Origin of the sequence: Glutamicibacter sp. TV12E (assembly GCF_052441935.1) — a bacterium.
GTDB lineage: Bacteria > Actinomycetota > Actinomycetes > Actinomycetales > Micrococcaceae > Glutamicibacter.
Genome location: NZ_JBQVVF010000001.1, coordinates 1,925,801 through 1,949,495, shown reverse-complemented (window position 1 = coordinate 1,949,495; position 23,695 = coordinate 1,925,801). Strand labels below are relative to the sequence as shown.

Below are 23,695 nucleotides of genomic sequence, written 5' to 3'. Positions count from 1 at the left end.
CTTCACGCGGAGCCAGAACGCGAGGAGCACGCTCCGGCGACGCCTGGAGCCTTGGCCAAGGAGGACCATGACCACCGCACCGCAATCCCTCGCCACCGCCCACGAGGCGCTGCTCTCCGACCGCGCGTCCGGCATCAAGCAGTCCGCCGTGCGCGATGTCTTCGAGCTCTCCTTGGATCCATCCCTGGTCTCCTTGGCCGGCGGCAACCCGTACTTGCAATTGCTTCCCCTGGAAAAAATCGGTGAAATCAGCCGGCGCATCATTACCGAGCATGGGCCCGAGGCCTTGCAATACGGTTCTGGCCTGGGCACCGTGGAATTGCGCGAGCAAATCATCGATGTCATGGCAGCCGAGGGAATCAACAACGTCAAGGTAGAAGACGTCGTGGTCACCAACGGTTCCCAATCCGCGCAGGACATGGCCTGCAAGGTGTTCTGCAACCCCGGCGATACGGTGTTGTGCGAAGACCCAACCTATGTGGGTGCGCTGAACACTTTCGAAGCCTACCAAGTCACTGCACAGCCAGTGGGCACCGACGAAAACGGGCTTATCCCCGGAGCCTTGCGCGAGCGCATCAGGCAGCTTCGCGCGGCCGGAGAGCACATCAAGTTCCTCTACAGCATCCCGAACTTCAATAATCCGTCGGGCATCACGCTGGCTGCTGAGCGACGCCAGGAAATCGTGGATATCTGCCGAGAAGAAGGCATCCTGATCCTGGAAGACAATCCCTACGGGATGCTCCGCTATGAGGGCCAGGCAGCACCGTCCCTGCGCAGCCTGGATCCAGAGAATGTCATCTACATGGGCTCCTTCTCCAAGATTTTCGCCCCGGGATTGCGCATCGGCTGGGCGGCAGTCCCCACGCATCTCTTCCGCCGTTTCTATTTGGCCGGCGAAGCGGTAGCGCTGTGCCCGCCAACCATGAACCAGATGATCATCAGCGCCTACCTCAATGAGCATGATTGGAAGGGGCAGATCGCGAAATACAACGACCTCTACCGCGCTCGTCGCGACGCGATGCTCGAAGCGCTGGCCAAGTACCTGCCCGCTGAGGTCAGCTACACGCGGCCCGAAGGCGGCTTCTTCATCTGGCTGACGCTGCCGGCGGGAATCGACACCTACAAGCTGCTGCAGCTCGGGGTGAAGGCTGGGGTCATCTTCATCCCCGGCGCGGCCTTCAGCCCGAGCGGACAAGCAGATAACAAGCTCCGGTTGGCCTTCTGCTCCGTCGACGAGGCAACCATTAGCGAAGGCGTCCAGCGCCTGTCGGGATTGCTGGCGACGGCCATTGAATCCAACGGCGCCTAGGTTGCTGCTGGCTGCCTAGCCCAGGCGTCCGCCAAAGTCATCGGCGATGGCTTTGGCGGCGCCTTGAAGCTTCGGCAAGAGCTGAGCTTGGATATATGCGGGATTATTCCGGCTGGTCTGCACCGAGATGTTCAAGGCACCCAGGAGCTTGCCACCACGGATCACCGGTACCGCCAAGCCGCGCAGCCCTTCGTCCAGTTCCTGGTTGACCAGGGACCATTCTTGCTGGCGCACCGCCGCCAATTCCTTTTTCAGTTCTTCGATGCTGGATACCGTGTGCTCGGTGTATTTCTGCAGCTCGATGCGCTGCAGGAATGCTTCCTGCTCGGAGGGCTCCAGGTAGGCGATGAGCACACGGCCCATAGAGGTCACCCAGGCCGGGAGCCTGTTGCCAATAGACACATTCAACGCATGCAGCCGTGGTGCGGCGACGCGCTCAACATACAACACGTCCTGTCCTTCGAGAACGCACAAGGACGCAGTCTCTTCCAGTTCGCGCGCCAATGACTGCAGATGGCCCACGGCCGCCTGCGGAAGGGTCAGTCCCGACAGGTAGGCGGCCCCGATATCCAGGACACGCGGAGTCATCCGGTAGGCATTGCCATGGGCCTGCAGATACCCGAGGTCAACGAGGGTGAGCAGGAACCGGCGCGCCGAGGCTCTGGTTTGATCCGTCGCCGCAGCAACCTGGGACACCGTCAGCTCGGAATTGCCTGCTGAAAATGCCAGCAGCACGGCCAAGGTCTTTTCCGCTGACTTAACGAAATAATCCGGCCGCTCTGCCACTGTTTGCTCTCCCAGCTTTACAAGTTTCTGCTCCAGCGATTGCTCTCGAATTGAGATGCAAGCCTGACCGGCGCATTGGGCGCCCCATACCCATCGTAGCCAGAACGCCGTTCAACTACCTCAAAGAACATGTTGCCAAGGGTCTTGGTGTAGAAATGCAGGAACTCGCCGGCCTCATCGCGGTCGTACAACAGGTGCAGTTCCTTGAGGGTATCGAGCAATTGCGCGTCAAGGTCGAAGCGGGCCGCCAGGTCCTCGTAATAGTTGTCGGGGACCTGCAGGAACTCCATGCCGCGTGCGCGCGCATTGCGTGCCACCGCGATGATGTCATCGGCCCGCAGGGCCACATGTTCCGGGTACTCGTGGTTGCGCTCGATGATGCTTTCCAGTCCCTGCGGCACAATGTTCAGCGCCAGCCGGACACCGGAATCCGCCGTGGAAAGAACCTGTGAACGCACTAGTCCCATCGGGCTGGGGACTTCCGTTCCGGGACGTGCCTTGAGGTTCAGGACACTGCTGTAGAACAGGACGGATTCGTCGAAGCATTGCCATGGCTGGGCGATGTTGATGTGGTCGATGCCCAGGATCGGCCCGCTCGGCACCTCGGATGCCGCAGGCCCGGCATCTTCGAATTCCAGGACCCAGTTCCGGGTATTGGCCGGTGAGCTGAAGAATACTTCGGTGCTATCGGGCGCTACGAAGCCAGGAAGGTCTTGTTCATTGTTGGTTTGCTGGCGAGGCACTCGCGTCGCGAGCAGGGCTCCACCGCGTTCGCCGCTGGCCACCGGGTCCGGCACCAGCACACCGAAGCCGGAGACGGCTGCTTCCACACCTCGGCTTCGTTGCGAATTGATGATGATCTTCGCCTCGCCCGAGCTCCACAGCTGCACCGGCTTGCGGCGGTGCTGCCCGCTGAAGCTGAAACCAAGTTGTGCCAGCATCCCGGCCACGCGCTCTGGGTCTTCGGTCCGGATTTCGGCAAAGTCGAACCCGGTGGCGTCTTGGTCGCCGGGCAGGACCTTGAGGTCCAAGGCGTATTGCTCCCCTGCCGAGCTCAACAGCTGGGCAGTCTTGGACTGCAGCCACTGCAAGGACCGCAACCCGTCGATGGCGGTGCGTTGCACGTTTGATTGGCGGAAAACATCATTGAAGATTTCCAAGGAAATGATGCCGTCGTAGCCTGAGCGCACGAGTTCTGCCAAGAACTGGTCCAGAGCGAAGCCGCCCTGTCCCGGGAAAAGCCGATAGTGTCGAGACCAGGAAAGGATATCCATGGAGAGCACCGGCGCATCGGCCAGCTGGACAAAGAAGATCTTCTCTCCGGGAATTGCGGCGATCTCCGATGGATCATCGCCGCGCGAGAGGATATGGAAGCTGTCGATGCACAATCCCACATTGGCCCGGTCTACCCGCTTCACGATCTCCCACGAATGCTGGTAGGTATCAACATACTTGCCCCAAGCCAACGCTTCATAGGCAATGCGCACATCGTACCGGGCGGCAAGATCCGAAAGCTGCCGGATTTGATCCACAAACAGGCCATCGTCGTTGATGGTGGCGGTGCCGACATTCGAGCACAGCAGCATCAGGTCCATGCCCAGCCGTTGCATGAGCTGGAACTTGGCTTCAGCGCGGTGCAGGTTGGCCTGCAGCTGTTCTTCACTGACGCCTTCAAAATCACGGAAGGGCTGGAACAAATCCAAGGTCAGCCCCAGCCGGTGCGCCATGGCCTTGACTTCCTCGGGGGACATCGGGCTCACCAGGAGATCTTGCTCAAAGATCTCGATGCCGTCAAAGCCGGCCTTGGCGCAAGCCAGGAGTTTTTCTTCCAGGGTTCCCGACAGGCAAACCGTAGCGATGGAGGTGCGCATTACAGTCCTTTTTCCAGCAGTTCCAGCAAGTGGCCACGCACCTGCTGTGTTTCCGGCCTGATGCCAGTGATGATTTCGAAGGCGTCCACCGCCTGGCCCACGGCCATGTATCCGCCGTCCAGCACCTGGCATCCAAGGCTGCGGGCGGCAACGATCAGTTCAGTGTCCACCGGGCGGTAGATGCAATCGGCAACCCAGTGCCGTGATTCCAGTGCTGCGATATCCAGCGGAAGACCGGGATGATGGTGCATGCCGATCGGGGTGGCATTCAATAATCCATCGGCCTCGCCCAGAAGCTGCGGAACCTGGGCAGGGGTTGCGGCAAGGACCAGGGCTTGCGGGAAGTTCTTGCGCAGCTCTTGGACCCGGTGGTTGACCCGATCCTCGTCGAGATCAACGATGTGCAACTGCTCGGTCCCGGAAGCCAGCAAGGCGTAGGCCACCGCGGCGCCAGCGCCGCCAGCGCCCAGCTGGAGCACTTTCTGCTTCTTGGCTCCGGGAAGCCCCTCGGCCAGGCCGCGGGAGAATCCGGAAGCGTCGGTGTTGTGCCCGATGAATTTCCCGTCCTGGATCACCACGGTGTTCACTGCGCCAATGGCCCTCGCCGTTGGCGAGATGTCATCCAGGTGGTCCAGAACAAGTTGTTTGCAAGGATGGGTTACATTGAAGGCGTTGAATCCCAGCTTGGCTCCTGCTTGGAGCAATTCCCCGATGCCGCTTGCCGGAAGTTCCAGTTCGGTGAGGTCAATCGGCCGATACAGGTAGCGCAGCCCGTGCACCTCGGCGGCGCGTTCGTGCATCGGCGGGGTCAGCGATGGCATGACGCCGTCCCCGATCAGACCGACCAGATAAGACTCAGCACGTGTACTCATGTTCTCCCGCAGCTCTTCTTGATGACGTCAGGTATTGCCTGAGTTGTGATTTACATCTACTGTAATCCAATGAACACATTCCGAACAAGTGTACGCATAGCGAACATTTAGAACGGATCGTTACCCTCAAAACACTCGACGAGGAGTCACCCGATGCCATCGCCACACAACTCCGACGCTTCTGCCGGCACCGGCAGTGCAGGACGAACACCGGTCAAAGCGGCCGTCGCCAGCTTCATGGGCAGCGCTGTTGAATACTACGATTTCTTCATCTTCGGCTCAGCCGCAGCCCTGATCTTTCCGCATATCTTCTTCCCCGACACCGATGCCAACGCTGCGGTGATGTCGCTGGCCACCTTCGGCTTTGCCTACGTGGCCCGCCCGGTGGGAGCCATCTTCGTGGGGCACTTTGGCGACCGCATCGGCCGGCAAAAAGTTCTGATGTTCACCCTGATTCTGATGGGCGCGTCCACCTTCCTCATCGGCTGCCTGCCCACCTTCGAGCAGGTAGGCTGGCTGGCCCCGATCCTGCTGGTCTTCGCCCGGCTATGCCAGGGGCTCTCGGCGGCCGGCGAGCAGGCCGGAGCCTCATCGTTGTCGCTGGAGCACGCCCCGGATCACCGCCGCAGCTTTTTCACCTCGTGGACGCTCACCGGTACCCAAGGTGGCCAGATTCTTGCCGCGATGATCTTCATTCCAGTGGTTGCCCTTCCGGATGAGATCAAGTTCGGCATCGGCTGGCGTATCCCGTTCTGGCTCTCTGCAGTCGTAGTCATCATCACCTTCTTCATCCGCCGTTCGCTGCACGAAACCCCGGAGTTCGAAGAAGCCAAGAAGAACAATGAGATTGCCAAGCTGCCGCTGGCAGTTCTGCTGCGCTTCCACTGGAAGGACGTGCTGCGCGTAGTGCTGTGCGCATTCATCGCCGCCGTCTCCACGGTGTACGGTACCCTGGCCATCTCCTATGGCAAGGTCATTGGAAACATGGATGAGTCGATCACCCTGTGGCTTGTTGTTGCCGGCAACATCGGCGCATTGATTTCGCAGCCACTCTTCGGCATGCTGGCTGACAAGATCGGCCGCAAGCCGGTCTTCATTTACGGCGCCCTGGGCTCGGCGGCCATCATGCCGTTCTATCTGCGGTCCATGGAATCCAGCAACGCGTTGCTGCAGTTCACCCTGTCGGTCCTGGTCTTCTCCTGCGCCTACGCTGCAGCGAACGCCGTTTGGCCAAGCTTCTACGCGGAAATGTTCTCCTCGCAAGTGCGCTTCTCCGGTTTGGCCATCGGCACCCAGCTTGGCTTCCTCATGGCCGGTTTCGCGCCGTCCATTGTGGCCGCGCTAGGCGGGCTTGAAGCCAACGGCTGGGTCCAGATCAGCCTCTTCACTGCGGTGATCGCGGTCATCGCTTCACTCTCGGCACTGACTGCACGCGAAACCTATCGTGTCCCAACCAAGCAGCTGGGCCACGCGGTCGAGAAGGTCTCCTAGCCGTCTTCGCAGGCATCCCGGCCCGTTTGGCCTGCCTTCCCTTCAAGGAAAGCCAAACGGCCGGGATACTGCTTTTAAGGGATGCAAGCATGCCACCCGGGACCGCCTGGATCTCAAGCGTTGGGCGACTCGTTGATGGCGATGCCAAGGAGCATCCGCTCATTGGCATTCAGCGCACGCTCTTCACGCCAAATGGCGCGCAGCTCGCGCATTAACGCCGGGCCGGCAAACGGAACTTCAACCAACGACCCTTGCTTGAGCAGGTTCTCCACCGCCAGCTGGCTGAGCACTGCCGGCCCCATGCCTCCGGCTACCAGCTGGCCGATGGTCGCATTGCTATTGAATTCCGCAATCGGCTTGGCCCGCTCAACGGCGGACAAGGAGTTCAAAAAGGCCCTGGTCCCCGAGCCTTCCTCGCGCTCGATGAGCGCGGTTTCCTGCAGCTCTTCCAAGGTCACCGGATCCTTCCGCGCGGCCCAAGGATGGGTAGGCGAAACCACGACCAGCATTTCATCGCGGAACACTTCACGGCTCCTGAGGGACGTGGGCAGCTGAGGTGTTTCAACAAATCCGAAGCTGAGCTGCTCCTGTTCCACCGCCTGAATCACGTCGTGGGAATTCATGATTCTCATCCGCGGAGTGACGCTGGGCAGCTTCTCGTGCAGCTGCCCGATCCATGACGGGGCCAGGTATTCTGCCACCGTCATGCTGGCCCCGAATTCCAGCTCCTTATTGCCATGCTCGGCCAGAGAGCGCACACCGGCGGAAAATGCGTTCAACCCGGCGAGCGCTTCACGCGCCCACTGAACGGTCAGCACTCCTTCTGCGGTCAGGGTTGATCCGCTGGTTTTTCTGGTCACCAGCGCATATCCCAATCGGCGCTCGAGGGTTTTCAGCGCCCGCGAGGCGTTGGATTGTGCCATGCCGGCCGCCCGGGCACCTGCACTGAGGCTCCCGTGATCGGCAATGCCAACCAGCAACTCCAATGATGAGACTTGCAGCCAATGAGACATGTTCTGCCCCGATGGCGAATCGCTATACATATCATGATCATATGCCCGCGATAGCCAGGAGGTGAATACCGCTGGATAGCGCATCGGCGGAGAATGGTGAGCATGAACCACCTCTCGGGCTCCACCAGCACTGCTTCTGCTTCCGATGCCGGCATGGCCAGCAGAACGCCGCTGGCCACCCGGCTTCTCTCCGGCCCGGTCCCTGGAGTGCTGCTGTGCCTGGCTGTCGGTGCGCTGTGCATGCTCGCCAGCCATGTCATCCGTTCCGTGAGCGCGTTGCTCATCGCCATTGTGCTTGGCGCCCTGTGGCGCAACCTGGCGCCCGTGCCTCATGTTGTTGATTCCGGGGTAGCCCTTTCGGCAAAGAAGATGTTGCGGTGGGGAATCGTCTTTCTGGGATTCCAATTGTCCTTGGAATCCATCCTTGCTCTTGGTCCTGGCGTGCTGCTGGTGGTGGTTTCATCGGTGACTGTCACGTTCCTGCTCACCGCTTGGATCGGCAAGCTGATGGGCTTGGACCTGGAGCAACGGCTGTTGATCGCCATTGGCTTTTCCATCTGCGGTGCGGCAGCTGTGGCTGGGGCTGAAGGAACAATCAAGGCCAAGGAGCATCAAGTAGCCACAGCAGTTGGCCTGGTAGTGCTTTTCGGAACCCTGATGATTCCGGCCATGCCCGCACTGGGCCTGCTTTTGGGTTTGGATGAACGCGGCATCGGCATGCTCGTGGGCGCTTCGACCCACGAGGTGGCACAGGTTGTTGCCGGTGCTGGCTCGGTGTCGGCAGCCGCCTTGGCCGTGGCCGTCACCGTGAAACTGGCCAGGGTTCTCCTGCTCGCTCCGGTTGTTGCCGGAGTCGGAATTTATATGCGGCGCAAGCACAGCGTTCGCGGCGACAAGAATCCGCCGCTGGTGCCCTTGTTCATTATTGGTTTCCTGGCCACCATGCTGGTGCGCACCACCATGGATCTCCCAGAGGTGTTTATCGACGGTGCTTCCACCGTGCAAACCCTGCTCTTGTCTGCGGCCATGTTTGCCTTAGGGCTCGGGGTCCACCTGCGCAGCATTTTCACCTCCGGGATCAAGGCATTGCTCCTGGGGCTGGTCGCAACGCTGATCATTGCAGTCGTGGCCGCCACCGGAACAGTTCTTTTCCCTCCTGGATAATGCCCGGCGGCGGCTACCGCGCGCTCCAGCCTCCATCCATGGTGTAGGAGGCACCGGTGACCATGCCCGCCTGCGAAGAGCTGAGCCAGGCCACGAGGGAGGCGACTTCTTCTGGCTCAACCAGCCGCTTGATGGCCGCCTCGGTCAGCATGATCTTTTGCACTACCTGTGATTCGGGGATCTGGTGCAGCTTGGCCTGATCGGCAATCTGCTGTTCCACCAATGCCGTACGGACATATCCCGGGTTGATGCAATTGCTTGTGATTCCGTGCTCAGCACCCTCCAGCGCGGTGACCTTGGACAGGCCTTCCAGCCCGTGCTTGGCCGAGACGTAGGCGCTCTTGAAGGCGCTGGCGCGCAAGCCGTGGATCGAGGAAATATTGATGATCCGACCGAAGCCGCGTTCGCGCATGCCGGGAAGGGCGGCACGAATGAGCAGAAATGGCGCTTCCAGCATGAGCCGGTGGATCAGCCGCCACGCCTCGGGATCAAATTCATCGATGGCTGCCACCCTCTGGATGCCGGCATTGTTGACCAGGATGTCGGTGTCGACGCTGCACTGTTCAAGGGCCTTGGTCTGCGAAAGATCCACCGCCCAGGCGCTCCCGTCCAGACGGGCCGCGGCCTCGCGGGCAGCCTGCTCATCCCTGTCCGCGATCGTGACTGCGGCACCTGCCTGGGCCAGTGCTTGCGCGCAGGCGAATCCAATTCCGCTGGCACCCCCGGTGACCAATGCGCGTAGGCCTTGCAAGCCGTCATTGCTGGTGGCCGGCAATTCTGTTTCCTGGGTCATGGCCCGTGATATCCCTTCTTGCGCACCGTTGCGGCAAGGGCCCGAATCTCGGATGCCCACTGCCAAGCTATGGCCAATTTCCAACTCGGGTCAACGATTCGCGCTGTGCAGATTCCGCAGGTCAATGTGCGTTCATGCACAACTCCCGGAGGGTGCTGGCACGCGCTGGGCAGGCGCTGGCAGTTATGCTGGCAGAAGATCCACCATTCCTTTCCGCCAGCCACCAGGGCGGCGGCCAATGGCGCAACAACCAAAGACCCGGAAGACAATGACGACTTCACCGATCAGCAATGCCCCACTTGACGTCCCGATCCGCCGTGCGGCCAGCGTGCTGATGCTGCGCGAAAACAATGGCGGCTTCGAAGTCTTTATCCAGCATCGGGTGTCCACCATGGACTTCGCGGCTGGCATGGTCGTGTATCCCGGGGGCCGCGTTGATCCCAAGGACAGCGCAACGGCAGCCAGCGGACATCTTGGCGACACGATCATTAGCGCACACTGCAAGCAGTGGGCCGGCACTGCCGTGTGGGACGAAGGCGAAGCGGCAGCCCCGCAGAAAGCCGGGGAAATCCTGGCAGCCGCCCTGCGCGAGGTGCATGAGGAAACCGGGCTGTCCCTTGAGCCCGGGCAGCTTTTCCCGTGGGCAAACTGGGTTACTCCCACCGGCTTCCCGCGCCGATTTGATACCTACTTTTTTGTCGCGGCATTGGCCGCGGGCCAGGAGCCGGCGCACCAAACCACCGAGGCCGTGCGATCCCACTGGGCCAAGCCCGAGGAGCTTTTTGCGGCGCTGGAACGTGGCGAGCTGAAGATGATGCGGCCGACCCAGCGCACTTTGCTTGATGCCATGGCGCTGGGCGCTATCGATCAGATTGCCTCCAGCCGCCCGGTCATCAAGGCGGTCCATCCCGATCCGCGCGATTCCCACTCGTCGCACCCGGTGCGCTCCACCGAAATCAGCGCTCCGAGATCCTGATCGCCGCTCAATCTTCCAGCAGGATCCGTCCCACGATCAGCGACATGATCTCGTTGGTTCCTTCCAGGATTTGATGCACCCGGAGGTCGCGGAAGATCTTCTCCATGCCGTAGTCCGCCAAGTAGCCGTAGCCTCCGTGCAGCTGGATGGCGCTGTTGGCGACGTTGAAACCTGCATCGGTGGCGACCTTTTTGGCCATGGCACAGAGCCGCACCGTATCCGGGCTCTTTGCATCCAGGGCACTGGCCGCGCGGCGCAGCAAAGAGCGGGCCGCTTCCAGCTCCATATCCATGTCGGCCAGCTTGAACACCAGGGCTTCTTGCTTGGCCAGGGGCCCGCCGAAGGCTTGGCGCTCCTTGAGGTAGGCGGCCGATTTGTCCAAAGCCAGCTGGCCCCCGCCCAGCGAGCAGGCGGCAATATTCAGCCGTCCGCCATTGAGCGCTTTCATGGCCATGGAGAATCCCTGGCCTTCCTCGCCCAGCAGGTTTTCGGCGGGAATGCGCACGCCTTCCATGATGACCTGTCGAGTGGGCTGGGCTTTCCACCCCATCTTCTTTTCATTGGCGCCAAAGCTCAGTCCCGGCAGATCGGCGGGGACCAGGAATGCGCTGATCCCCCGGGCTCCGGTATCCGCGGTGCGAGCCATGACAATATACAGTCCCGAGCTTCCGGCCCCGGAGATGAATTGCTTGACGCCGCTGAGCACATATTCGTCTCCATCCCTGCGGGCGCGGGTGCTCAGTGCCGCGGCATCGGAGCCGATGCCTGGTTCGGTCAGGCAATAGGAGCCCAGCTTTTCCATGCTGATCAATTCCGGCAGCCAGGCGGCCCTCTGTTCTTCATTGCCGAAGCTGTCCACCATCCACACCACCATGTTGTGAATGGAAATGTAGGCGGCAAGCGTGGGGTCCGCCTTGGCCAGCTCCTCAAAGACGAGTACCGCGTCGCTGCGGGTGAGCGCCGAACCGCCGTGCTCCTCTGAAGCGTAGATTCCGCCCATGCCCAGCTGGCCGGCTTGGGCGAGCACATCAATGGGGAAATGCTGCTCCTCATCCCATTTTTGGGCCATCGGTGCGATCTTCGTCTCCGCGAAATCGTGGACCATGCCGATCAGCGACTTCTGGTCTTCGCTTATTTCAAACACCACCGGCTCCTTTGCCCGCTATTGCTCCATGTGAGCACAGTCTATGTGACCCGCGCTACAACTCAAGTCCCACCGCTTGCCCCGCACCATCACCGCCAGCAGCTAGGCTGGCCGGTATGCAGATCCGAACAGCCACCGCCGACGACTGGCCGGCCATCTATCCGTTCTACCGCGAAATCATGGCCGATGGGCAGAGCTACGCCTTCCCCGAGGACCAGAGCATGGACGAGGCCGAACCCTGGTGGATGGAACGACCGCCGGGGCAGAGCGTGGTCGCCGTGGACGACGGGAGAATTATCGGTTCGGCCAAGATGGGGCCCAATAGGCCCGGGCGCGGTGCGCATCTTGCCACGGCCTCCTTCCTGGTGGATCCCGGCTACCGGAACCTCGGCACTGGCCGGATGCTGGGCGAGCATGTCATCGCTTGGGCCAGGGAACAGCAGTATCGCGGAATCCAGTTCAACGCCGTGGTTGAAACGAATTACGCCGCGGTGCACCTGTGGCAATCGCTGGGATTCAGGATCCTGGGCACCGTGCCCGGGGCCTACAACCACCGGGTACACGGCATGGTGGGCCTGCACTTCATGCTCAAAGAGCTGGGCTAGCCGGCCTCGCGGCTGGCCGCTCGTCGCGGGCGTCGAACTCATCGCGGGCCTTGAGCACCTTGGATGCATGGTTCTCGGACCATTTGCGCAGCGTTTCCATGGGGCCCAGCAGGCTGTGGCCAACTTCGGTGAGCTCATAGTCCACGCGGACCGGGACCTGGGCAAAGACGGTGCGCTTCACCAGCCCATCGCGCTCAAGGGTGCGCAGGGTGCTGGTGAGCACTTTTGGAGTGACGCTGCCGATGCGCTGGCGTAACTCGGAGAAACGTTGCGGCCCGCCAGCTAGGCCAAGCAGGACCAGCGGTGTCCATTTATCCCCGAGGCGCTGCATAATTTCACGTGAAGGACAGTTCTGCACGAAGACATTAAATGACTCATGGCTATCCATTAGGAAACCTAGTTTCGTTGTAGTAGTCGATATCTAAAGGATATCATCGTGTTGTACGACAACCAATCAACAGGAGAATCACCATGAAGATCGCAGTCTACGGAGCCACCGGCATGGTCGGCACTGAAGTTGTTGCCGAAGCCATTTCCCGCGGCCATGAAGTCACCGCGGTAACCCGCTCCGGCACCGAAGTCGCCGGCACCACCGCCGTCGCAGCCGAACTGGACGATGCCGCAACCTACCGCGAGCTCGGCAAGAACAATGACGTCATCGTCATCTCCGTTCCGCCATCGCGCACCGGCGGAGACCACCAGGAATACCTGGACGCATTCGAGGAAATCACCGAAACCCTCACCCCAGCGCGCCTGATCGTCGTTGGCGGCGCGGGAGCCACCGAAGTCAACGGTGTCCGCCTGGTCGACAGCCCGGATTTCCCCGAAGCGTACAAGGCCGAAGCACTCACCGCAGCTGCCGTCTACGACATGTTCACCTCCGTCTCCGGAATCACCTGGACCGTCGTTGCACCAGCCCCGGTAATCGCACCGGGACGCCGCACCGGAAGCTACGCCAAGGGCACCGATTCACCGGCCGGCGACTTCGTTTCCAGCCAGGACTTCGCGGTGGCAATCCTCGACGAAATCGAAACCCCGGCACACGAAAACCGCCGGCTGACCGTAGCCAGCGAAAAGTAGATACTCGACGCCCGCAGCAGTGCAGCGCATTCGTCGGATCCGCGCCGCAGGGCGCCGATCTGACGAATGCAACGTACATGGCTAAAGTTGGAGTGGTCATTCCACTAGCACCCCGAGGTAAGTTACTTCCCATGCAACGCAACTCGCGCTCTTCGCGTATTCTGGCCGGTGCCTTCGCACTGCCATTAATCGGCGCCCTCTTGGCCGGCTGCTCGACAACGGGCAGCTCCGACTCCACGGCACAAGGCAAAGAACCGGTCACCGGCGGCACCATGGTCTACGCCTCGGGCGACGCAGAGCCAAGCTGCCTGGACCCGCACGTTGGCGGCAATTACCCGCAGGCGCTGGTGGCCAGCCAATATCTGGAATCCCTGTTCACCAAGGATGCCAACGGCGAGATCATCCCATGGCTGGCCGAGAGCACGGAAGTCTCCAAGGACGGATTGACCCGCACCATCAAGCTGCGGGAGGGCATCAAGTTCACCGATGGGACCAAGCTCACCGCGAACGCCATCAAGGCCAACGTCAAGCACCTCAAGGACCCCAATACCGCTTCCTCCACCGGATACCTCGCCGTGGGCAAGGTAGTCAGTGTCGAGGCCAAAGATGAACTGACCGCCGTCCTCAAGCTGTCAGCTCCAGATAACGCGCTGCTCGAATCCCTGGCGATGCCATGGACCGCCATCGAATCCCCCAAGGCCCTGGAACGCGATCAGGCCACGAACTGCGCTTCCCCAGTGGGCACCGGACCGTTCAAGGTCGAATCCTGGGAGCATCAGAAGGCCGTGAACCTGGTCCGCAACGATGGCTATGTGCTACCGGTCGCTGACGAAAAGCGCACCAGCAGCACCGCCTACCTTGACGGAATTACCTGGCGGTTCATCCCAGAAGCCGCCACCCGCTACGCGGCTTTGCAATCCGGCGAAGTCGACGTGATCGACAACGCCCAGCCGGACACCATTGCCTCGGCCTCCGATGCCGGTTTAGGCCACCTCGATGCACCGCGTCCCGGTTCCTCGAACCGCATCGAGCTCAACAGCTCCAAGGCGCCATTTGACGACCAGCGAGTCCGCGAAGCATTCATCCGCGCCGTCGATGCGAACACCGGGGTCTCCGCGTTGTTCTTCGGCACCGCCAAGCGCAGCAATTCGCTGCTATCCTCGGTGGAGCCTCTGGGATACTCGGATGAATCGCTGTTCACCACCGATACCGCCAAGGCCAACCAGCTGCTCGATGATGCCGGCTGGAGCGAACGCGATGCCCAGGGCTACCGCGTGAAGAATGGCAAGCGCTTGAGCTTGGTCTTCCCGGTCTCCACCAATCAGTCGGTCCCGGCCGAGCAGTCCCTCTTCGAGCAGTTCCAGGCCCAGGCCAAGGCCGTGGGCTTCGAGGTGAAGATCGACCTGCTGGATCTGTCCAGCTGGTATGGCGCGCTAGCCAAGCACGAGTACAATCTGGTCTCCGCTCCGTACACCAAGGTCGGCCCGTCGGTGCTGCGCGTGCTCTACCACTCCGATTCAACGGTTCCTGCTCCTTCGGGCTACTTCGCCAATAATGCACAGGTGAAGAACAAGCAGCTCGACCAGTTGCTGAACAAGGCCGAAGAGACCGAGGACGGCGCGCGCCGCGCCTCGCTCTACGAGCAGGCGCAGAAGATCGTGCTCGAGGGCTACTACGTGCTGCCGCTGTATGACCAGCAGAATCATTTCCTCTACGGCAAGAACGTGCACGGCGTCGGAACCACCACGGCGGTGTCCTCCCCGATCTACTTCGACACCTTCCTGGATCAGTAGCCTCTGATGGGCACGGTTGCTTGGGCTGGGCGCAAGATCGGCGGTGCCGTGGTGGTGCTATGGCTGGTGGCCACGGCCATCTTCATCGCCATCCGGCTGATCCCCGGCGACCCGGCTGAAGCAATTATGGGCGGCCCGGGCTCTCAGGCTTCGGCCGAAGCCCTGGCAGCCGCCCGGGCAGAATACGCTTTGGACCAGCCTGTCTTCGCGCAATACCTGCTGTATCTGGGGAAGCTGCTGGCACTGGACTTCGGCACCTCCTACTCCCTGAAACAGCCGGTCGCCCAGGTCATGGGCGAGGTTCTGCCCAGCACCCTGTGGCTCTCGCTGCTGGCCCTGGCCGCCGCCTGGCTGATGGCCCTGTGCTTCGCCGCGGCTGCCACCCGGTCAAGCCGCTTTGGCAGCCAGCTGGGCAGCCTCCTGGAAATCATCGCCGCCGCCGTCCCGCATTTCTGGCTCGGCGCGGTGCTGATCATGCTCTTCTCTTCCGCATTGGGCTGGCTGCCTGCCGTGGACAACGGCTCCGCCCAGGGCCTGGTGCTCCCGGTGCTGACCCTGGCGCTGCCGCTGGCTGGTTTCCTCACTCAATTAATGCGCGATTCCCTGGGCGAGGCGATGGGCAGCCAGTTCGCCCTGGCCGCCCGGGCCCGCGGCGAAAGCCGGCTCAAGCTCTTCTGGCGCCATGGCCTGCGCCATGCGGCCCTGCCTGCGCTGGGCCTGACCGGCTGGGCGTTTTCTTCGCTGCTCTCCGGAGCCGTAGTGGTTGAAGCAATTTTCGCCCGCCCGGGCCTTGGCCGCTCCCTGCTCTCCGCGGTCTTGGCCCGCGATATTCCGATGGTTACCGGCATCGCCTTGTTCTCCGCGCTGGTCTACATCGTGGTCATGGCCTTGGCCGAAGGGCTCGAACGGCTCATCAACCCGGCAGGCGGGCAGCGATGAGCCGCACCGCAAAAATCCTTTCCGCCATCGTCATCGCCCTCTGGCTGCTGATGGCCCTGGCACCCTCGGTCCTGGCTCCCGGGGACCCGCTGGCCATCAACCCGGTGCAAGCCTTCCAGAAACCAGGGCCAGCGCACTTATTCGGCACCGATGAATCGGGCCGCGATATCTACACCCGCGTCATCCATGGCGCCTCGGACTCGCTATCCATCGGCTTGGCCGCCACGGCCCTGGGCATGGGGCTGGCCATCATCCTGGGCACCGTTGCCGCGCTATCCCCGCGCTGGATCGATGACATCATCCTGCGCGTGCTCGAAGCGCTCTATGCCATTCCCTCCTTGCTGATGGCACTGCTGATCATTGCCTTTACCGGTCCGGGCGTGGGCCCGGCCATCGTGGCCGTCGGCCTATCCACGGCTCCCGGCTATGCCCGGCTGGTGCGCAGCCAAATCCGCAGCCTGAAGAATTCCGAAATGCTGGAGGCCGCCACCGTGCTCGGCCGCGGCAGCTGGCTCAAGGTCCGCAACCACCTCGTGCCCAATGCGCTCAAGCCGCTGCTGGCGCTGGTGACCCTGGGCATCGGCCAGGCCGTCATTTGGGCCGCAGCCCTCTCCTTCCTCGGCCTGGGCGCTGCCCCGCCCGCTCCGGAATGGGGTGCCATGCTTTCGGCCGGCCGCACCTACCTGCACCTGGCATGGTGGATGAGCCTCTTCCCCGGGCTAGCCATCGTTGCCGTGGCGGTGTCCGCAACCCTGATCGGCCGCGCCCTAGGCGGAAAGGTGAAGTCGCTATGAGTGAACAAGAGCTCATCACCGTCAAGGACCTGTCGGTCAGCTTCGACGGAGCACCCGCGGTGAAGAACATCTCCCTGGCCATCCGCCCTGGCCGGGTTCTGGCGCTGGTCGGCGAATCCGGATCAGGCAAATCAGTGACCGCGCGCAGCCTCTTGGGCCTCTCTGGCGGGAGTGTCAGCGCCCGCGAACTGGCCATTTGCGGCCAGAATGTGCTGGACCTGGATGACCGGGCGTGGCAGAAGATTCGCGGCAATTCGATCTCGATGATTCTGCAAGATGCGCTGATGGCCTTGGACCCGCTGCGACCGGTGGGCCGGGAAATCGCTGACGGGCTCAAGGATCATGGCTCGCTGTCCAAGCCGGAACGTGAGCAGCGGGTGCACGACGTGCTCCAAGCGGTAGGCATGCCCGACCCCGGACTGCGCGCCAGGCAGCGTTCCCCCGAGCTTTCCGGAGGCATGCGCCAGCGCGCCCTCATTGCCCAGGCGCTGGCCGGCAACCCGCAGGTGGTGATCGCCGATGAGGCAACCACCGCGCTGGACTCGGCACTGACGGCGCTGGTCCTTTCGCAGCTGCGCAAGCTCAAGGAGCAGGGCCGCGGCGTGCTGATGATCAGCCACGATCTGGCGCAGGTGGCCCACCTGGCCGATGACATCGCAGTGATGCGCCACGGAGAAATCGTCGAAGCTGGACCGGCCGAACGGGTCTTGAACCATCCACAGCATGACTACACGCGCAAGCTACTGCAAGCGGTGCCCTCGGGCGTCCCGCGCTTCGCGCCGCTCTCGGCAGCTGGCGCTGTGCCGCCGCCAGCACCCGCTCCGAAAATTGTTGCTGGCCCGCCGGCCCTTTCGGCCACCAACCTGTCGAAGAGCTTTGGAAAGCACACGGCCGTGGACGCGGTGAGCTTCGACTTGCCGCGGGGGAAAACCTTGGGCATCGTGGGTGAATCCGGGTCCGGGAAAACCACCACCGCGCGCATGGTGCTGGGTTTGCAGAAACCGGATTCTGGCACCTTGGACCTGCTCGGCGAACGCTTCGCCCCCATGGCCGAGGGGCAACGCCGAAAGCTTCGCGAGCAGATGGGCGCGATCTACCAGAACCCCTTGGGTTCCTTTGATCCGCGCTATTCCGTCGGCCAGCTGCTGGCCGATGCGCTCAGCGGCGGCAAGACCAAGCGGACCGCTGGCTACCGCAACGAGGTGGCTGGATTGCTGGAACAGGTGGAACTTTCCACCAGCCTGCTCCCGCGCTCTCCTCGCGAGCTCTCCGGCGGCCAGCGCCAGCGCCTGGCCATCGCGCGCGCCCTGGCGCCACGGCCTTCGGTGCTGGTTTTGGATGAGCCGGTGTCGGCGTTGGATGTTTCCATCCAGGCCACCGTTTTAGATTTGCTGGATCGGATCCAGCTGGAGACCGGAACCAGCTACCTGTTCATCAGCCACGATCTGTCGGTCATCGAGCATATGAGCGATACCGTGGCGGTCATGCACCAGGGCAAAATCATCGAGCAGGGCGACACTGCGTCCCTCTTCGCCTCCCCGCAGCACGAATACACCCGGATGCTGCTCTCGGCGATGCCCCGGCTGCGCTGAATTTGCGTGCGGGGCAAGCCATGGACAAGGCGTCCTAAAGGGTTTCAGCCAGTTCGTCCTTGACCTGCTTGCGCAGGATCTTGCCGAGCAATGAACGCGGCAGCTCTTCGACCTGGACCACGCGCTTGGGCACCTTGTAGGCGGCGAGCAGCTCTCGGCAATGCGCACGCAGCCCGTCCTCGTTGAGTTCAACGCCGGGTTCCAGCTGCACCGCGGCGACCACCATCTCTCCGCCACGGGCCAGCGCCTTGCCGAAGACCGCGGCATCAACCACGTCGGCTTGCTGGCGCAACGCGATTTCCACTTCGGTCGGCGAGACGTTGAAACCGCCGGTGATGATCAGTTCCTTGGCCCGGTCCACGACCTGGGTGAATCCGTCCTCGTCAACGGTGACCACGTCGCCCGAACGCAACCAGCCATCGCCGGTTTTCGCCTTGGCGGTCTCTTCGGGGTTGTTCCAATAGCCCTGGAACACCTGGGGACCCTTGATCAGCAGTTCACCGGCCTCGCCTTGGGCTACCTCCTTGGACGGATCATCCACCTCGACAACCTTCATCAAGGTCGAGGGGAAAGGCACGCCGATGGTTCCGGTGCGGCGGCTGGGGTGGAAGGGATTGCCCAGCGCCACCGGCGAGGATTCGGTCATGCCATAGCCTTCGACCAGCAGCCCGCCGGACATGGATTCCCACAGTTCCACGACATGATCCGGCAGGTTCATGGCCCCGGAAATGCAGTACTTGGCGCTCTTGAGCGACATGCCGCGCTCCTTGGCTGCCAGCGCGGTGCGTTCGTAGATCGGTGGAACAGCGCAGTACACCGTGGCGGGCGATTTTTTCCAAGCGTCCAGGATCATCTGGGCATCAAACTTCGGGAAGAGCACCAGCAGGCCCTGCTTTTTCACGCCAAAGGTCAGGTACAGGGTCATGCCGAAGGCATGGAACATCGGGAGGATCGCGTAGAGGATTTCCTCGCGCTCCTTGGCGCCGAGCATCCAGGCCTCGCCTTGCAGCGCGTTGGAGTACAGGTTGAAGTGGGTGAGCATGGCGCCCTTGGGATGGCCCGTGGTCCCCGAGGTGTACTGGATGACGGCCAAGTCATCCACGTCGGGGTGCGGGTGATTGGTATCAAGCCGGCCGCTTCCGAGCAAGTCTTTCCACGCCGTGGTTCCCGAGGTGCCGGTGGTCAGCGAGGCCTTGGTCTCGCGCAGCTTCTTCACTGGAAGGTTCAGCGCCATCTTCTTCAGCGCAGGGAAGGCATCCAGCAGGTTAACCGCTACCACCGCGTCCAACTGCACGTCCTTGGGGAACTCCTGCACGGTGCCCACTACCTTGTCCCAGACGATGGCCACGCGCGCCTGGTGGTCTTCAAACTGGTGGCGCAGCTCTCGGGCGGTGTACAGCGGATTGTGCTCCACCACCACAGCCCCCAGCCGCAGGACAGCGTAGAAAGCCACCACATGCTGCGGGCAGTTGGGAAGGATCAGGGCCACCCGGTCCCCGGCACGCACCCCGAACTTTCGCAGCCCTTCGGCCGCCTGCTCCACCTGTTCGCCGAGCTGCGCATAGCTGGTGCGCCGCCCAAAGAATTCTGTAGCCGGGCTCTGGCCTGCGTCAGCCACCGAGCGTTCGAACATGCGGCTGAGCGCTTCGGTAGGCAGGTCAATACTTGCAGGGACGCCGGGCTGGTAATTGGCCACCCAGGCGGGCGCAGCGCTGTTCTCCATAGCTCCCATCATGCCCTACGCGCCGGTAGCAAAGCGATTCTACTGGCCGCCAAGACCACTATGAGAACGGGCCTGCTCGATGCGGAGCATTGGCCAGCTTTCCATGCTCGCGAGAATGAATTCTATGGCCATGTGCTTGGGTTCAAGGGGCTGGAGAGAAGCGTGGTCCTTCTTTGCGTTAGGGGCTTCAAGGACATGAAGCGAGCCGCCGAGCAGCTGTATGTCGGATTCTCCCCGGCGCGCAGCCTCCTAGTGGTGGTTGGCGGACGCCAGCTGGCGGATGAAGCAAGCGGAGCGAACCTGCAGATTTCCCTGAAGGATGCCACCGTTTGGACCGTGCCGGATGCCTTGGCAGGTTAGAAATTCAGCCCGCGAGCAGCCACATCCCACAGTTCAGAACTTCCATCAGGATGCACTGCGAGCACCGAATCAACCAGGTTCACCGCTTGGCACACGTGATTCGGGATCACCTGCAGCTGCGTGCCGTGTGCGGGCAGCTCGAGGTTTTCTGGCCACAGCACCGTGGCGTGATGCTCCGAGAGCGCGCTGATCCGCGCGTCAAGGCACTCGGCAATGCGGCCATAGCCGGTAGCCCATGCGGGTCGATCGCTGCCCAGTATTTTGCTTCCAGCATCCAGCACTACGCGGCGCGGAATCTGCTCATTGCCTTCATGGCGGCTGACCACGGTCGCGGCCACGGTCAAGGCGATCTCGTCAAAGCCGGTGCGGCCGAGCTCATACTGCTGGGCATCGCCGAAAACATAGACCCCCGGGCGCACCTCGGTCAGCACCGAATTATCGCTCAGCGCCGCGGTGGGAGTTGATCCGCCACTGATCCGCTTGATGGTGCACCCGCCCGCGCGCAGAATCCTGGTCGCTTCGGCCAGCGTCTTGTGCTCATCATTGACGGCGCAGTCGATGCCGTCAGGGTTGTAGCTGTGCCCGGGGAAGGTGAAGACTCCATGCACGCGCATGCCGGCGGCACGCGCCGCTTCGGCGATAGCCAGCGCATCGTGCGGGCTGACGCCACTGCGATGATGACCGCTGTCGATTTCGATCATGAGGCGGATCTTGGCTGCCTGCGGCCCGAGCATCCGGGCCATTTGTTCCACAGCCTCCACCGAATCGGTGCCAATGCTGAGCTTAGCACGCTTCATCAATTCCTGGATCCGTTGCGCCTGGGACTCATCGACCCATAGCGGATAGGCGATGAAGATCTTGGCCACGCCTTGCAGGGCAAAACTCAATGCTTCGCCCACGGTGGCCACGGTGAGCCCGACCGCCCCGGCCTCCAGCTGGCGGCCGGCGACCTCGAGCATCTTGTGAGTTTTGGCATGAGGACGCATTTTCAGGCCTTGGCTGGCGACCCGATGGGCCATTTTTTCGATGTTCTTCTCCAGCTGCTCCACATCGATCATGATGTGCGGCGTACTGGTTCCAGCCGGAATTGTGGCCACGTCTACCGTTCCTTAGTGCTTGTTGTGCATCGCGGTTACGGTCCTGCCCGAAGTTGAATCCGCCGAACAGAGAGATTACCGCAGGTACCTATCAACACGCCAAGTGCTCACTGGCGCTGAGCTGGTCCGGTACGCGCAGCCAGCTTGGTGGACAGCTCATGGGCATGATGCAGCAACAGGTCGCCGAGTTCTTTTCTCCGTTCGGCCTCGAACCGCGTATGGATGCCGGTCAGGCTCAAGGCCCAAGCCGGCTGCCCGGAACTGTCGAAGACCGCCGCGCCCATTCCCCAGCTTCCCTCGACGATCAGTCCCGGATTGACCGAATAGCCAAGTTTCCTGGTTTCAGCGATCTTCTTGCGCAGTTCCCTGGCGCTATGGGCTGGCCCGTATTCGGCTTCCAAGCAGCTGCCAGCCAGATAGCGCTTCATGGATTCTTCCGGCAAGAAAGCCAAAATTGCCATACCCGCTGAAGCCACTCCCAGTGGGAAGCGCCGGCCTTCATAGAGCACAAAGGACCGGATCGGGAAGGCTCCGTCCTGGCGAAGCAAGCAGACGGTTTCATCGGAGCGCCGCGCGGAGAGGAAGGCGCTCTCTCCGGTCTGTTCGGCCAGCGCCGTGACGTGCTCGCGCGCCAGCTCGCTGATGTCGTAGCGTTCGGCGGCTACGGCTCCCATGAGGTACAGCTCCGGGCCCAGCAGCCATTTGCCGGTGCGATGATCGTGATCGCAGAATCCTTCGGTGACCAATGCCGAGAGCAGCCGGTGCACCGTTGGCCGGGCCAGTGAGGTGGCGCGGGCCGCTTCGGTGGTCGTAATGCCAGCGGGCATTGAGGTGCTCACGGTTCGCAGCACGGCAGCCAGCCGGCCGACAACCTGCGCTCCTGCCGGTAAATTGCTCATGGCCATATTATGGACGAAGTTTGTCCATTGCCCTGTATTTGTCCGAGCAGGGGCGCATAATGTGGGGCATGGAGAATTCATGGCAATTAGTCATTGACTGCACCGACCCGCGAACCATGGTGGAATTCTGGTCCCAGGCAATGCGCTACATTCCCGAGCCGCCTCCGGCACCCCACGCAACGTGGCGCGAGCATTGGCAAGCCATGGGCGTTCCGGAAGATGAATTGGGCCCCGGGGTTGGCGACCTGCCAGAGTCGCTGGTCGACCCGCAAGGCAACGGCCCGCGCTGGTGGTTCCAGCAGGTGCCCGAGTCCAAAAGCATCAAGAACCGGCTGCATGTTGATCTCCTCGTTGGCGGCGGACGCAGCGTCGAATTCGAGACGCGCAAGGAGCGGGTGACTCAGGAGGCGCAGCGGTTGGCGGACCTCGGCGCCACCATCCGAGAGGTGATGGACCTGCCCGAGATGGACCATTTTGCGGTGTGCATGGCCGATCCCGAAGGCAACGAATTCGATGTCGTCTAGCTCTCTGCAAAAGCGTTCATATTATGGACAGAGAATCTGTTTTTCCTCACCATCCGATCAATAAGCAGGCAATGTCCCGTTCGCTATTGAATGCTCATCTGCGACTACGTAACTTTGGAAGTAGACACATCCGCACTCCACATAGTGGACGCAGGGAGATATCGATGACAACGAAGTTTCGAGAAGACGCGGCCGCAGAACTAGCCGCCGTCGTCAAGGATGGCATGACCATCGCCGTAGGAGGCTTCGGCCTCTCAGGAATCCCCAACAGGCTGATCACCGCCTTGCGGGACTCCAAAGCCACCAACTTGACCATCGTGTCCAACAATATGGGCGTGGATGGAAAAGGCTTGGGCATACTCTTGGAAAACCGGCAGGTCTCCAAGGTCCTGGCCTCCTACGTGGGAGAAAACAAGCTATTCGCTCAACAGTTCCTCGACGGGGACCTTGACGTGGAATTCTGCCCCCAAGGCACCCTCGCGGAACGCTTGCGCGCAGGCGGTGTAGGCATTCCAGCCTTCTTCACTCCCACCGGCGTGGGCACTCCAGTGGCCGAAGGCAAGGAAGTCATGGAGTTCAACGGCAAGCCAGCGATCCTGGAACGCGGAATCTTCGCAGACCTCGCGCTGGTCAAGGCCTACCAATCCGACTCCGAAGGCAACCTGCGCTATCGGATGACCTCCAGGAACTTCAACCCATTGGTTGCCATGTCCGGACGCCACACCTTCGCCGAAGCCGAGCACATCCTCGATGGCTACCTTGACCCATCCCTGGTCGAGACCCCGGGCATTTTCGTGCAGACCCTGGTGCAGGCCGACGAGGTCAAGGACATTGAACAGCGCACCGTACGCAGCAGGCAGGAGGCCTAGG

Annotated in this window: 23 protein-coding genes; 13 read left to right on the top strand and 10 right to left on the bottom strand. The window is 62.0% G+C overall.

Annotation, left to right across the window (positions count from 1 at the left end):
• Positions 1-67: 67 nt before the first annotated feature.
• Positions 68-1,309, top strand: a complete 1,242-nt coding sequence (locus ACT7DV_RS09100; protein ID WP_444661970.1) for an aminotransferase-like domain-containing protein — start codon at positions 68-70, stop codon at positions 1,307-1,309.
• A 15-nt stretch (positions 1,310-1,324) separates the two neighbouring features.
• On the opposite strand, the gene ACT7DV_RS09095 is transcribed toward ACT7DV_RS09100, so the two are convergent.
• The 3 genes from ACT7DV_RS09095 to ACT7DV_RS09085 are packed head-to-tail and all read right to left on the bottom strand — an operon-like array spanning position 1,325 to position 4,838.
• On the bottom strand, positions 1,325-2,095 hold the full coding sequence (locus ACT7DV_RS09095) for an IclR family transcriptional regulator domain-containing protein (RefSeq protein WP_444661968.1): 771 nt from the start codon (positions 2,093-2,095) through the stop codon (positions 1,325-1,327).
• 17 nt (positions 2,096-2,112) lie between these two features.
• Positions 2,113-3,966, bottom strand: a complete 1,854-nt coding sequence (locus ACT7DV_RS09090) for a bifunctional sugar phosphate isomerase/epimerase/4-hydroxyphenylpyruvate dioxygenase family protein (protein ID WP_444661966.1) — start codon at positions 3,964-3,966, stop codon at positions 2,113-2,115.
• Positions 3,966-4,838, bottom strand: a complete 873-nt coding sequence (locus ACT7DV_RS09085) for a shikimate dehydrogenase (protein ID WP_444661964.1) — start codon at positions 4,836-4,838, stop codon at positions 3,966-3,968. The genes ACT7DV_RS09090 and ACT7DV_RS09085 overlap by 1 nt, the downstream gene beginning before the upstream one ends.
• Before the next feature lie 153 nt (positions 4,839-4,991).
• Here ACT7DV_RS09085 and ACT7DV_RS09080 point away from each other — a divergent pair, with 153 nt between their 5' ends.
• Positions 4,992-6,329: an MFS transporter gene (locus tag ACT7DV_RS09080; protein ID WP_444661962.1), complete on the top strand. Its 1,338-nt coding sequence runs from the start codon at positions 4,992-4,994 to the stop codon at positions 6,327-6,329.
• A gap of 113 nt (positions 6,330-6,442) precedes the next feature.
• Here ACT7DV_RS09080 and ACT7DV_RS09075 read toward each other — a convergent pair whose 3' ends face one another.
• Positions 6,443-7,372, bottom strand: coding sequence for a LysR family transcriptional regulator (locus ACT7DV_RS09075; RefSeq protein ID WP_444661960.1), 930 nt, complete (start codon positions 7,370-7,372; stop codon positions 6,443-6,445).
• Between the two features lie 72 nt (positions 7,373-7,444).
• Here ACT7DV_RS09075 and ACT7DV_RS09070 point away from each other — a divergent pair, with 72 nt between their 5' ends.
• The gene (locus ACT7DV_RS09070) at positions 7,445-8,506 is read left to right on the top strand and encodes a YeiH family protein (RefSeq protein WP_444661958.1); all 1,062 of its coding nucleotides are present in this window, start codon (positions 7,445-7,447) and stop codon (positions 8,504-8,506) included.
• Positions 8,507-8,519: 13 nt separating this feature from the next.
• On the opposite strand, the gene ACT7DV_RS09065 is transcribed toward ACT7DV_RS09070, so the two are convergent.
• Entirely contained in the window at positions 8,520-9,299 is a 780-nt protein-coding gene (locus ACT7DV_RS09065; protein WP_444661957.1) for a 3-hydroxybutyrate dehydrogenase, read from the bottom strand.
• Between the two features lie 238 nt (positions 9,300-9,537).
• Here ACT7DV_RS09065 and ACT7DV_RS09060 point away from each other — a divergent pair, with 238 nt between their 5' ends.
• The gene (locus ACT7DV_RS09060) at positions 9,538-10,275 is read left to right on the top strand and encodes an NUDIX hydrolase (RefSeq protein WP_444661956.1); all 738 of its coding nucleotides are present in this window, start codon (positions 9,538-9,540) and stop codon (positions 10,273-10,275) included.
• A gap of 7 nt (positions 10,276-10,282) precedes the next feature.
• On the opposite strand, the gene ACT7DV_RS09055 is transcribed toward ACT7DV_RS09060, so the two are convergent.
• Positions 10,283-11,419 (bottom strand): acyl-CoA dehydrogenase family protein, encoded by a 1,137-nt coding sequence (locus ACT7DV_RS09055; protein WP_444661954.1) that lies wholly within the window; start codon positions 11,417-11,419, stop codon positions 10,283-10,285.
• A gap of 116 nt (positions 11,420-11,535) precedes the next feature.
• Here ACT7DV_RS09055 and ACT7DV_RS09050 point away from each other — a divergent pair, with 116 nt between their 5' ends.
• The gene (locus tag ACT7DV_RS09050; RefSeq protein ID WP_444661952.1) at positions 11,536-12,024 is read left to right on the top strand and encodes a GNAT family N-acetyltransferase; all 489 of its coding nucleotides are present in this window, start codon (positions 11,536-11,538) and stop codon (positions 12,022-12,024) included.
• On the opposite strand, the gene ACT7DV_RS09045 is transcribed toward ACT7DV_RS09050, so the two are convergent.
• Positions 12,008-12,412 (bottom strand): winged helix-turn-helix transcriptional regulator, encoded by a 405-nt coding sequence (locus ACT7DV_RS09045; RefSeq protein WP_444661950.1) that lies wholly within the window; start codon positions 12,410-12,412, stop codon positions 12,008-12,010. The two genes, ACT7DV_RS09050 and ACT7DV_RS09045, sit on opposite strands and share 17 nt — an antisense overlap.
• A gap of 83 nt (positions 12,413-12,495) precedes the next feature.
• Here ACT7DV_RS09045 and ACT7DV_RS09040 point away from each other — a divergent pair, with 83 nt between their 5' ends.
• The 5 genes from ACT7DV_RS09040 to ACT7DV_RS09020 all read left to right on the top strand — a co-directional run bounded on the left by ACT7DV_RS09040 (position 12,496) and on the right by ACT7DV_RS09020 (position 18,222).
• Positions 12,496-13,104: an NAD(P)-dependent oxidoreductase gene (locus tag ACT7DV_RS09040; RefSeq protein WP_444661949.1), complete on the top strand. Its 609-nt coding sequence runs from the start codon at positions 12,496-12,498 to the stop codon at positions 13,102-13,104.
• A 131-nt stretch (positions 13,105-13,235) separates the two neighbouring features.
• Positions 13,236-14,897, top strand: a complete 1,662-nt coding sequence (locus ACT7DV_RS09035; protein ID WP_444661947.1) for an ABC transporter substrate-binding protein — start codon at positions 13,236-13,238, stop codon at positions 14,895-14,897.
• A 6-nt stretch (positions 14,898-14,903) separates the two neighbouring features.
• The gene (locus ACT7DV_RS09030; RefSeq protein WP_444661945.1) at positions 14,904-15,836 is read left to right on the top strand and encodes an ABC transporter permease; all 933 of its coding nucleotides are present in this window, start codon (positions 14,904-14,906) and stop codon (positions 15,834-15,836) included.
• Complete coding sequence (locus tag ACT7DV_RS09025) at positions 15,833-16,630, top strand: ABC transporter permease (protein ID WP_444661943.1); 798 nt, start codon at positions 15,833-15,835, stop codon at positions 16,628-16,630. Before ACT7DV_RS09030 ends, ACT7DV_RS09025 begins: the two co-directional genes overlap by 4 nt.
• The gene (locus tag ACT7DV_RS09020) at positions 16,627-18,222 is read left to right on the top strand and encodes a dipeptide ABC transporter ATP-binding protein (protein WP_444661942.1); all 1,596 of its coding nucleotides are present in this window, start codon (positions 16,627-16,629) and stop codon (positions 18,220-18,222) included. Before ACT7DV_RS09025 ends, ACT7DV_RS09020 begins: the two co-directional genes overlap by 4 nt.
• A gap of 34 nt (positions 18,223-18,256) precedes the next feature.
• On the opposite strand, the gene ACT7DV_RS09015 is transcribed toward ACT7DV_RS09020, so the two are convergent.
• Complete coding sequence (locus tag ACT7DV_RS09015; RefSeq protein WP_444661940.1) at positions 18,257-19,945, bottom strand: long-chain-fatty-acid--CoA ligase; 1,689 nt, start codon at positions 19,943-19,945, stop codon at positions 18,257-18,259.
• Positions 19,946-20,140: 195 nt separating this feature from the next.
• Here ACT7DV_RS09015 and ACT7DV_RS09010 point away from each other — a divergent pair, with 195 nt between their 5' ends.
• A complete protein-coding gene (locus tag ACT7DV_RS09010; RefSeq protein WP_444661938.1) occupies positions 20,141-20,305 on the top strand; it encodes a hypothetical protein in 165 nt (54 codons plus the stop codon).
• Here the strand turns inward: ACT7DV_RS09010 and ACT7DV_RS09005 are convergent.
• Both ACT7DV_RS09005 and ACT7DV_RS09000 read right to left on the bottom strand, forming a co-directional pair.
• A complete protein-coding gene (locus ACT7DV_RS09005; protein ID WP_444661937.1) occupies positions 20,302-21,402 on the bottom strand; it encodes an alanine racemase in 1,101 nt (366 codons plus the stop codon). The two genes, ACT7DV_RS09010 and ACT7DV_RS09005, sit on opposite strands and share 4 nt — an antisense overlap.
• 107 nt (positions 21,403-21,509) lie before the next feature.
• The gene (locus ACT7DV_RS09000; RefSeq protein ID WP_444661935.1) at positions 21,510-22,301 is read right to left on the bottom strand and encodes an IclR family transcriptional regulator; all 792 of its coding nucleotides are present in this window, start codon (positions 22,299-22,301) and stop codon (positions 21,510-21,512) included.
• A gap of 68 nt (positions 22,302-22,369) precedes the next feature.
• On the opposite strand from ACT7DV_RS09000, the gene ACT7DV_RS08995 reads away from it, so the two are divergent.
• Positions 22,370-22,825: a VOC family protein gene (locus ACT7DV_RS08995; RefSeq protein ID WP_444661933.1), complete on the top strand. Its 456-nt coding sequence runs from the start codon at positions 22,370-22,372 to the stop codon at positions 22,823-22,825.
• A gap of 164 nt (positions 22,826-22,989) precedes the next feature.
• Positions 22,990-23,694 (top strand): CoA transferase subunit A, encoded by a 705-nt coding sequence (locus ACT7DV_RS08990; protein ID WP_444661931.1) that lies wholly within the window; start codon positions 22,990-22,992, stop codon positions 23,692-23,694.
• Position 23,695 lies beyond the last annotated feature (1 nt).

Excerpts from the sequence above, each read along its gene's own strand:
- ACT7DV_RS09065 (WP_444661957.1), bottom strand. The coding sequence starts at position 9,299 with ATGACCCAGGAAACAGAATTGCCGGCCACCAGCAATGACGGCTTGCAA.
- ACT7DV_RS09035 (WP_444661947.1), top strand. The coding sequence starts at position 13,236 with ATGCAACGCAACTCGCGCTCTTCGCGTATTCTGGCCGGTGCCTTCGCA.
- ACT7DV_RS09010 (WP_444661938.1), top strand. The coding sequence starts at position 20,141 with ATGAAGCGAGCCGCCGAGCAGCTGTATGTCGGATTCTCCCCGGCGCGC.
- ACT7DV_RS09015 (WP_444661940.1), bottom strand. The coding sequence starts at position 19,945 with ATGGAGAACAGCGCTGCGCCCGCCTGGGTGGCCAATTACCAGCCCGGC.
- ACT7DV_RS09025 (WP_444661943.1), top strand. The coding sequence starts at position 15,833 with ATGAGCCGCACCGCAAAAATCCTTTCCGCCATCGTCATCGCCCTCTGG.
- ACT7DV_RS09045 (WP_444661950.1), bottom strand. The coding sequence starts at position 12,412 with ATGGATAGCCATGAGTCATTTAATGTCTTCGTGCAGAACTGTCCTTCA.
- ACT7DV_RS08995 (WP_444661933.1), top strand. The coding sequence starts at position 22,370 with ATGGAGAATTCATGGCAATTAGTCATTGACTGCACCGACCCGCGAACC.
- ACT7DV_RS09080 (WP_444661962.1), top strand. The coding sequence starts at position 4,992 with ATGCCATCGCCACACAACTCCGACGCTTCTGCCGGCACCGGCAGTGCA.
- ACT7DV_RS09030 (WP_444661945.1), top strand. The coding sequence starts at position 14,904 with ATGGGCACGGTTGCTTGGGCTGGGCGCAAGATCGGCGGTGCCGTGGTG.
- ACT7DV_RS09070 (WP_444661958.1), top strand. The coding sequence starts at position 7,445 with ATGAACCACCTCTCGGGCTCCACCAGCACTGCTTCTGCTTCCGATGCC.
- ACT7DV_RS09020 (WP_444661942.1), top strand. The coding sequence starts at position 16,627 with ATGAGTGAACAAGAGCTCATCACCGTCAAGGACCTGTCGGTCAGCTTC.
- ACT7DV_RS09000 (WP_444661935.1), bottom strand. The coding sequence starts at position 22,301 with ATGAGCAATTTACCGGCAGGAGCGCAGGTTGTCGGCCGGCTGGCTGCC.
- ACT7DV_RS09060 (WP_444661956.1), top strand. The coding sequence starts at position 9,538 with ATGGCGCAACAACCAAAGACCCGGAAGACAATGACGACTTCACCGATC.
- ACT7DV_RS09040 (WP_444661949.1), top strand. The coding sequence starts at position 12,496 with ATGAAGATCGCAGTCTACGGAGCCACCGGCATGGTCGGCACTGAAGTT.
- ACT7DV_RS09090 (WP_444661966.1), bottom strand. The coding sequence starts at position 3,966 with ATGCGCACCTCCATCGCTACGGTTTGCCTGTCGGGAACCCTGGAAGAA.
- ACT7DV_RS09085 (WP_444661964.1), bottom strand. The coding sequence starts at position 4,838 with ATGAGTACACGTGCTGAGTCTTATCTGGTCGGTCTGATCGGGGACGGC.
- ACT7DV_RS09100 (WP_444661970.1), top strand. The coding sequence starts at position 68 with ATGACCACCGCACCGCAATCCCTCGCCACCGCCCACGAGGCGCTGCTC.
- ACT7DV_RS09075 (WP_444661960.1), bottom strand. The coding sequence starts at position 7,372 with ATGTATAGCGATTCGCCATCGGGGCAGAACATGTCTCATTGGCTGCAA.
- ACT7DV_RS08990 (WP_444661931.1), top strand. The coding sequence starts at position 22,990 with ATGACAACGAAGTTTCGAGAAGACGCGGCCGCAGAACTAGCCGCCGTC.
- ACT7DV_RS09050 (WP_444661952.1), top strand. The coding sequence starts at position 11,536 with ATGCAGATCCGAACAGCCACCGCCGACGACTGGCCGGCCATCTATCCG.